Annotated in this window: 7 protein-coding genes and 1 tRNA gene; 4 read left to right on the top strand and 4 right to left on the bottom strand. The window is 68.7% G+C overall.

The annotated features are described in order from the left end of the window. A partial coding sequence (locus L810_RS37250) for an aminotransferase (protein WP_021163322.1) occupies positions 1-1,075 on the top strand: 1,075 nt, incomplete at its 5' end. 129 nt (positions 1,076-1,204) lie between these two features. On the opposite strand, the gene L810_RS37245 is transcribed toward L810_RS37250, so the two are convergent. Further along, positions 1,205-1,279 (bottom strand) — tRNA-Val (locus L810_RS37245). Positions 1,280-1,378: 99 nt separating this feature from the next. Continuing rightward, on the bottom strand, positions 1,379-2,281 hold the full coding sequence (locus L810_RS37240; protein WP_021163321.1) for a LysR family transcriptional regulator: 903 nt from the start codon (positions 2,279-2,281) through the stop codon (positions 1,379-1,381). A 174-nt stretch (positions 2,282-2,455) separates the two neighbouring features. On the opposite strand from L810_RS37240, the gene L810_RS37235 reads away from it, so the two are divergent. The 3 genes from L810_RS37235 to L810_RS37225 all read left to right on the top strand — a co-directional run bounded on the left by L810_RS37235 (position 2,456) and on the right by L810_RS37225 (position 6,935). Beyond that, positions 2,456-4,207, top strand: a complete 1,752-nt coding sequence (locus L810_RS37235; RefSeq protein ID WP_021163320.1) for an acyl-CoA dehydrogenase family protein — start codon at positions 2,456-2,458, stop codon at positions 4,205-4,207. After that, a complete protein-coding gene (locus L810_RS37230) occupies positions 4,204-5,400 on the top strand; it encodes a CaiB/BaiF CoA transferase family protein (RefSeq protein WP_021163319.1) in 1,197 nt (398 codons plus the stop codon). Before L810_RS37235 ends, L810_RS37230 begins: the two co-directional genes overlap by 4 nt. 89 nt (positions 5,401-5,489) lie before the next feature. After that, positions 5,490-6,935 carry an MFS transporter gene (locus L810_RS37225; protein WP_081712952.1) on the top strand — a complete coding sequence of 482 codons (1,446 nt, stop codon included), beginning with the start codon at positions 5,490-5,492 and terminating at the stop codon, positions 6,933-6,935. Between the two features lie 139 nt (positions 6,936-7,074). Here the strand turns inward: L810_RS37225 and L810_RS37220 are convergent, their stop codons facing one another. Both L810_RS37220 and argA read right to left on the bottom strand, forming a co-directional pair. Then, on the bottom strand, positions 7,075-7,350 hold the full coding sequence (locus L810_RS37220; RefSeq protein WP_006478357.1) for an oxidative damage protection protein: 276 nt from the start codon (positions 7,348-7,350) through the stop codon (positions 7,075-7,077). Positions 7,351-7,400: 50 nt separating this feature from the next. After that, a partial coding sequence (gene argA, locus L810_RS37215) for an amino-acid N-acetyltransferase (protein WP_042977822.1) occupies positions 7,401-8,137 on the bottom strand: 737 nt, incomplete at its 5' end.

The following is an 8,137-nucleotide window of genomic DNA, read 5'->3' as shown; positions in this document are numbered from 1 at the left end:
GATGCTCGCGGAAGTCACGCCGGCCGGCTTCAACCACTTCTTCTATTGCAACAGCGGCTCGGAAGGCAACGACACCGTGCTGCGCCTCGTGCACCAGTACTGGCGCGTGCAGGGCCAGCCGCAGAAGAAGTTCGTGATCTCGCGCAAGAACGGCTACCACGGCTCGACGATCGCGGGCGGCACGCTCGGCGGGATGGGCTACATGCACGAGCAGATGCCGTCGAAGGTCGAGAACATCGTGCACATCGACCAGCCGTATTTCTTCGGCGAGGCGGCGGCCGGCGAAACGCCGGAAGCGTTCGGCCTGGCCCGCGCGCAGCAGCTCGAGGCGAAGATCCTCGAACTCGGCGCGGAAAACGTCGCGGCGTTCATCGGCGAGCCGTTCCAGGGCGCGGGTGGCGTGATCTTCCCGCCGTCGACGTACTGGCCGGAAATCCAGCGGATCTGCCGCAAGTACGACATCCTGCTGGTGGCCGACGAAGTGATCGGCGGCTTCGGCCGTACCGGCGAATGGTTCGCGCACCAGCACTTCGGCTTCGAGCCGGACCTGATCACGATGGCCAAGGGCCTCACGTCGGGCTACGTGCCGATGGGTGCCGTCGGCATTCACGAGCGCGTGGCGCGGCCGATCATCGACAACGGCGAATTCAATCACGGCCTCACGTACTCGGGCCACCCGGTCGCGGCAGCCGTCGCGGTCGCGAACCTGAAGCTGCTGCGCGACGAAGGGATCGTCGAGCGCGTGAAGAACGACATCGGGCCGTACTTCCAGCGCCGGCTGCGCGATGCGCTGGGCGACCATCCGATCGTCGGGGAGATTTCGGGAGCGGGGCTCGTGGCAGGCGTTCAGCTTGCGCGCGACCGGAACCGGCGCGAGCGGTTCGGTGCGAACGTCGATATCGGGACGATCTGCCGCGACTTCTGCTTCAACGGCAACCTGATCATGCGTGCGACCGGCGACCGGATGCTGCTGTCGCCGCCGCTCGTGATTCGCGAGGCGGAGGTCGACGAGATCGTCGACAAGGCGAAACGGGCGTTCGATGCGACGGCGCAGCGGGTGGGGTACGCACGGTAAGCCGGTATCTCGGTAGCTAGCTGCGTGCGGACGCGGGCGTCGAATGACATGGCGCCCGCGTCGCTCGGAGCACGCGCGACGCCAAAACGAAAAGGGCCTGCGTCGTGAGACGCAGGCCCTTGAATTCTTTGGTGGGCGGTACTGGGATCGAACCAGTGACCCCTGCCGTGTGAAGGCAGTGCTCTACCGCTGAGCTAACCGCCCAAAGAAGAATCAAATTATGTCAGAGCTTTTGGGGTTCGTAAAGCCCTTTCTGCAAATATTTTTCAGATACACGCAAATACCTGCCAGCCGGCCGTGCACTCAGCCCGCGAGCGCGGGCAGTGCGTCGATCGACGCGCGAACGTAGTCGGCGAAGCGCAGCGCAACCGGCTCGGCGGTGCCGCTGCGCTTCAGCGCGAGCGTGCGCGATTCGAGCGACGCATCCTTCAGCGGCCGGAATGCGAGCCGGTCGCTCTTCGCCTGCTGCAGCACGCGCGGCACCAGCGCGACGCCCATCCCGAACTCGATCATCGACAGGATCGTCTGCCACAGCCGCGCTTCGTGGCGAATCAGCGGGCTGAAGCCGGCGTTCACGCATTGCGCGATGATCAGGTCGTGATAGTGCGGCGCCGCTTCGCGCGGGAACAGGATGAACGGTTCCGCGGCCAGCGCGGCAAGCGCGACCTGCCTGCGCCGCGCGAGCGGATGTACGGCCGGCAGGCAGCACACGAACGGTTCCGCATAGACGGGTACCGATTCGACCTCGGGCGGGAAGTGGCCCCAGTGCGCGTAGCCGAGATCGATCTGGCCGCGCTGGATCGCCTGCACCTGCGCGTGCGTGTTCATCTCGCTCAGCACGACCTCGACGCCCGGGTAGTCGGCTTCGAAACGCCGCACCGCATCGGGCAGCCCGCGATACAGCATCGAATGAACGAAGCCGATCCGCAGCCGTCCCGCGAGACCCGACGCGGAGCGCACCGTCAGGCGTTCGGCCTCGGCCGCCTGCAGCAGCAGCCGGCGCGCTTCGCCGAGCAGCACCTCGCCCGCATTGGTCAGCGCGACGGTCTTGTTGGTGCGCGAGAACAGCTGGACACCGAGCGCGTCCTCGAACTTGCGGATATCGAAACTCAGCGCCGGCTGGGAGATGAACAGGCGCTTTGCCGCGCGCCCGAAATGCAGTTCCTCGGCGACCGCCACGAAGTAGCGCAACTGCCTCAGTTCCATGGTGTCTCCTCGCGGCGTCGGCATCGATAAGCGGTATCTATCGTACCGGACAAATCCTGTATTGGACGCTTATCGATCGCGCGCCTACGCTCTGCGGAAGGCTTTGCACGGGACTGGCCGGGCGCCGCGGCGCGCCCCGCCAGCCGATGTGCAGGCAACCCAGGAGACGCACGCATGAACGACACCGCTCGCACGCCGGACGCCGGCGCATCGAACATCCCCGACAGCCGGGGCCTCAATTTCTTCACGGTCGATCCCGATCTCGGCGCGTTGCTGAAGCTGCATCTCGGCGACGCGCACTATGCCGAACTGGAGCCTCGGCTGCGCGCGCTCGGCGCACGCGTGTCGGGCGAACTCGACGAATGGGCGTCGCGCGCGGACAAGCACCCGCCCGTGCTCGAACACCGCAATCGGCGAGGCGAGGCCGTGCAGCGGATCGACAAGGATCCCGCGTATGTCGCGCTCGAACGTGTCGCGTATGCCGAGCTCGGGCTCGCGTCGTTGAGCCACGGGGCGGAATCCGTTGCGCCGCTCGTCAAGTACGCGCTGACGTTCCTGTTCGTGCAGGCCGAATTCGGGCTGTGCTGCCCGGTCAGCATGACCGATTCGCTGACGCGTACGCTGCGCCGCTTCGGCGATCCGGCGCTCGTCGCGCGCTACCTGCCGAAGCTCGCGTCGCGCGACTTCGACACGCTGTACCAGGGCGCGATGTTCATGACCGAGCAGGCGGCAGGTTCCGATGTCGGCCGGATCACCACGCGGGCGACGCGCGAGACGGACGCGCACGGCGAGACCGTCTGGCGCCTGACCGGCGACAAGTGGTTCTGCTCGAACGCGGACGCCGATCTCGCGATGGTGCTCGCGCGGCCAGACGGCGCGCCGGACGGCATCAAGGGCCTCGCGTTGTTCCTGCTGCCGAAGACGCTGCCGGACGGCACGCGCAACCGCTACCGGATCGTGCGCCTGAAGGACAAGCTCGGCAGCCGGTCGATGGCGAGCGGCGAGATCGCGCTCGAAGGCGCGCATGCGTTCCTGATCGGCGAGATCGGCCGCGGTTTCCACCAGATGGCCGACATGATCAACATGTCGCGGCTGTCGAACGGCGTGCGCGCGGCGGGGCTGATGCGACGCGCGCTGAACGAGGCGCTGCACGTCGCCGCGCACCGCGAGGCGTTCGGCCGCAAGCTGATCGAGATGCCGCTGATGCAGCGCCAGTTGCTGAAGATGCTGCTGCCGGCCGAGGCCGCGCGCGCGATGTTCATGCAGATCGCGCTGCTGCTGCCGCAGGCCGATGCCGGCGACGAGCAGGCCGCGCGCTGCGTGCGGATCCTGACGCCGCTGATCAAGTTCCGCGCGTGCCGCGATGCGCGGCGCGTGACGGGCGATGCGATGGAAGTGCGCGGCGGCACCGGCTACATCGAGGAATGGAGCGACGCGCGCATCGTGCGCGATGCGCATCTCGGCTCGATCTGGGAAGGCACGAGCAACATCGTCGCGCTGGACGTCGCACGGGCCGCGCAGCGCGAGCAGGCGCTCGACGCGCTGCGTACCTTTCTCGGCGACCGCCTCGGCGCGGCACCGCTGCCCGACGCGAGCCGCGCGGCGTTGCGGCGCATCCTCGCGCGCGCCTGCGACGGGCTTGCGCGGGTCGCGTCGGAAGGCGACGACGCACGCGTGCGGCAGGCCGCGTCCGCGCTGTACTACGCAAGCGCGGCCGTTCTGATGGCGTGCGAGGGCGCGCGGCTCGCGCCGGATTTCCGGCGTCTCGCGCTCGCGCACCTGGTCGTGCGCCACAAGCTGCTGCCGGTCGACCCGCTTGCGCCGGCATCGCGCGACGACGAATCCGCCGCCTGCGGCGCGCTGCTGCGCGGCACGCCCATCGCGCTCGATACCGCGCTCGACCTGCTGCCGGAGGTCGAACGATGACCGCCTCGCATGGCGCACTGGACGGCCTGAAGGTCGTCGACCTGAGCCGCGTGCTCGGCGGCCCGTACTGCACGCAGGCACTCGCCGACCACGGGGCGACGGTGGTCAAGATCGAGCCGCCGGACGGCGACGAGACGCGCGGCTGGGGGCCGCCGTTCCTCGGCGACACCGCGTGGTACTTCATGGGCGTGAACCGCAACAAGGAAGGGCTCGCGCTCGACCTGTCGCGCGACGAGGGGCGCGCGATCCTGTGGCGCCTGCTCGAAGAGGCCGACGTGCTCGTCGAGAACTTCAAGCCCGGCACGCTCGCGCGCTGGGGGATGGATTACGCGCGCGACCTGCAGCCGCGCTTCCCGCGCCTGATCCACTGCGCGGTGACGGGCTTCGGCGAAACGGGCCCGCTCGGCGGGCTGCCCGGCTACGACGCGGTGATCCAGGCGATGGCGGGGCTGATGAGCGTCAACGGCGAGCGCGACGGCGACGCGACGCGCATCGGTCTGCCGATCGTCGACATGGTCACGGGCCTCAATGCGCTCGCGGGCATCCTGCTGGCGCTCGCGGAGCGCGAGAAGAGCGGGCGCGGACAGTCGATCGACATCGCGCTGTACGACTGCGGCGTGTCGCTGCTGCATCCGCACCTGCCGAACTTCTTCGGTTCGGGGCGCGTGCCGGCGCGCAGCGGCAACGCGCATCCGAACATCGCGCCATACGACAGCTACCGCACGGCGACCGTGCCGATCTTCCTCGCGATCGGCAACGACCGGCAGTTCGCGCGGCTCGTCACGCATCTCGGCGTACCGGCGCTCGCGGGCGATCCACGCTTCGTCGACAACCGCAACCGCTGCGCGCACCGTCCCGAGCTGAAGGCCGAACTGGAAGCGCGGCTCGCCGCGCACGCATGCGAACCGCTCGCGCGCGACCTGATGGCGGCCGGCGTGCCGTGCGGGCCGGTGCGAACGGTGGCCGACGTCGCGCACGATCCGCATGCGCTGCACGGGAACCTGTTCGTCGAGATCGGCGCGTATCGCGGCACCGCGTCGCCGGTGAAGTTGTCGCGCACGCCGGCTACCTATCGTTCGCCGCCGCCCGCGCTGGGCGGCGACACGCGCGCGGTGCTCGATCGCCTCGGCGTCGATCCCGCGCTCCAGCAGCAACTGCTTGACGCCGGCGTGCTGAGGGAAGCTCCCGGCTGACACGACGCCGCCGGCCGGCGGCGCCATGCCGGCCACCCGGGAAAGGCGCGCGGCAGTCGCGCCCCGGAAACACAAACATGGAGACATCGATGAGCCGTCAGCCATCCCCGCCCGCCGGGCCGCAACCGCAGCCGCAGCCGCAGCCGCAGCCGCAGCCGCGGCCCGGCCGTGCCGCCTTCGCGGCGTTCGTCGGCACCACGATCGAGTGGTACGACTTCTACATTTACGGCACCGCCGCGGCGCTCGTGTTCGGCAAGGTGTTCTTTTCGAGCAGGATGGATCCCGGCGTCGCGACGCTGCTTGCGTTCGTCACGTTCTGGGCCGGCTTCGCCGCGCGGCCGCTCGGCGGCATCGTGTTCGGGCATCTCGGCGATCGTGTCGGCCGCAAGACCGCGCTCGTGATCACGCTGGTGATGATGGGGCTCGCGACGACCGGCATCGGCCTACTGCCCGGTTATGCGCAGATCGGTGTATGGGCGCCGGCCGGCCTCGTCGCGCTGCGCGTGCTGCAGGGGATCGCGGTCGGCGGCGAGTGGGGCGGTGCGGTGCTGATCGCGAGCGAGAACGCGTCGAAGCATCGCAGCATCCTGTACGCGGCGTTCGCGCAGCAGGGTTCGCCCACCGGTAACCTGCTGGCCACGGCCGCGTTTTTCGCGCTGAGCGCGCTGCCGACACCGTCGTTCCTGATGTGGGGCTGGCGCATTCCGTTCCTGCTGTCGGCCGTGCTGGTGATCATCGGCATGGTGATCCGGCTGAAGCTCGAGGAGTCGGCCGACATGCAGCGCGTGCTCGCGCGCAAGCGCACCGTGAAGCTGCCGCTGCGCGACGTCGTGCGCGATCACCGGATCGTCGTGCTGCTCGCGGCCGGCACGCTGCCGGTGATCAACGTCACGTACTTCCGCAGCACGTTCGCGCTGTCGTGGGCGACGAAGGAGCTCGGCTACGCGCAGGGCACGTTCCTCGGCATCCTGTCGATCTCGCTCGTCGTGCAGTTCCTGATGCAGCCGGTCGGCGCGTGGTTCGTGTCGAAGGTCGACATGCGCCGCGCGATGTGCTGGATCCTGATTCCGGAAATCGTGCTGATGCCGGTGATGTTCCATGCGCTCGCGACGCGTTCGTATTGGGTCGCCGTCGCGGGCATGTGCATCTCGACGATTCCGTCGGCGATGTTCTACGGCGCGGTCGGCGGCGTGCTCGCGCGCGTGTTCCCGGCGAACATCCGCTACACGGGCCTGTCGCTCGCGTATCAGCTGAGCGCGCTCGTCGTCGGCGGCGGCACGCCCGTGCTCGCGCAGGCGATCCTCAACACGACCGGCAGCATCGTCGGCGTCGCGGTCGCGTCGGGGCTTTACGCGCTCGTGTCGCTCGTCTGCATGCTCGCGCTGCTGAATCGCACCGGGTATCGCGCGGACGAACTGTCGACCGCCGAATGCAGCGATGCGGCCGAATGGGGCACCGAAGGCGGCAGCGCGGCACCCGCGGCCGACGGGAGCGCGCAGCCGGGCGACGGCGGCGCGCTGAAGCCGGCCGGCTGAGCGGCATGCCATGCCGCCGCGCGGGAGGCGGGAACGCCCCGAGCGCATGTCGCCAAAAGAAAACGGCACCGTGCGAAACACGGTGCCGTCTTTCCCGGAGCACACAGCCGGCAGGCTGCCGGCCGCGCGCATCGCATCATCAGCCTTCCGTCGGCGGCACGTAGCCGGACGCCTGGTCCGCGCCGTCGCCGAAGAAGTACTTCTCGGTCTGCTTCATCAGGTACTGGCGCGCGCGCGGGTCGGCCATGTTCAGGCGGTTCTCGTTGATCAGCATCGTCTGCTGCTTGAGCCAGCCCTGCCACGCTTCCTTCGAGACGCTCTCGTAAATGCGCTTGCCGAGTTCGCCCGGCAGCGGCGGGAAATCGAGGCCTTCGGCTTCCTTGCCGAGCTTCGCGCATTGAATCATTCGAGCCATCGTGTACTTCTCCTGTAATCGAACTGGGGGGAGGGCAGTCGTGCCTGCGCTCAGAGCTGCTTCATCAGCACGAGCGACTTGCGCTGCCAGTTATAGAGTTTGCGGCGGTCTTCGGGGAGGTCGTCGACGCTGACCTTGACGAACCCGCGTTTGAGGAACCAGTGCTCGGTGCGCGTCGTGAGCACGAAGATGTGCGTGAGGCCGCGCGCGCGGGCGCGCTGCTCGATGCGCTTGAGCAGGCGTTCGCCGTCGCCCGAGCCCTGCGCTTCCGGCGCGACCGTCAGGCACGCCATCTCGCCGATCTTCTCCTGCTGGTACGGATACAGCGCCGCGCAGCCGAACAGCACGCCATCGTGCTCGATCACCGAGAAGTGGTCGATGTCGCGTTCGATCTGGTGGCGGCCGCGCCGCACCAGCGTGCCGTCCGACTCGAGCGGCTCGATCAGCGACAGGATGCCGCCGACGTCGTCCGGCGTCGCTTCGCGCAGGCTCTCGAGGTTCTCGTACGAGATCATCGTGCCGACGCCGTCGTGCAGGAACAGTTCGAGCAGCATGCTGCCGTCGAGCGACTGCGGGATCAGGTGGGCCCGGGTCACGCCGCCGCGGCATGCGCGGATCGAGTGCTTCAGGAAGAACGCGTCGTCGCCCTGGACGTTGCCGGAATCGAGCAGCTCGGCGGCCGCGTCGAGCGACATTTCTCGCACCAGCTCGCCTTCGTCGTCGACGATGCCGGGTGCTTCGGTCAGGAAGATGATCTTGTCGGCGCGCAGTGCGATCGCGGCGGCCG

The sequence above is a fragment of the Burkholderia sp. AU4i genome, from assembly GCF_000466765.1.
GTDB lineage: Bacteria > Pseudomonadota > Gammaproteobacteria > Burkholderiales > Burkholderiaceae > Burkholderia > Burkholderia cepacia.
Note: the sequence above shows the minus strand (reverse complement) of the source record. Positions and strands in the feature narration are given on the sequence as shown.

What these genes read in the sequence shown, in the direction of transcription:
- L810_RS37240 (WP_021163321.1), bottom strand. Translation starts at nt 2,281, where the DNA reads ATGGAACTGAGGCAGTTGCGCTACTTCGTGGCGGTCGCCGAGGAACTG.
- L810_RS37235 (WP_021163320.1), top strand. Translation starts at nt 2,456, where the DNA reads ATGAACGACACCGCTCGCACGCCGGACGCCGGCGCATCGAACATCCCC.
- L810_RS37230 (WP_021163319.1), top strand. Translation starts at nt 4,204, where the DNA reads ATGACCGCCTCGCATGGCGCACTGGACGGCCTGAAGGTCGTCGACCTG.
- L810_RS37225 (WP_081712952.1), top strand. Translation starts at nt 5,490, where the DNA reads ATGAGCCGTCAGCCATCCCCGCCCGCCGGGCCGCAACCGCAGCCGCAG.
- L810_RS37220 (WP_006478357.1), bottom strand. Translation starts at nt 7,350, where the DNA reads ATGGCTCGAATGATTCAATGCGCGAAGCTCGGCAAGGAAGCCGAAGGC.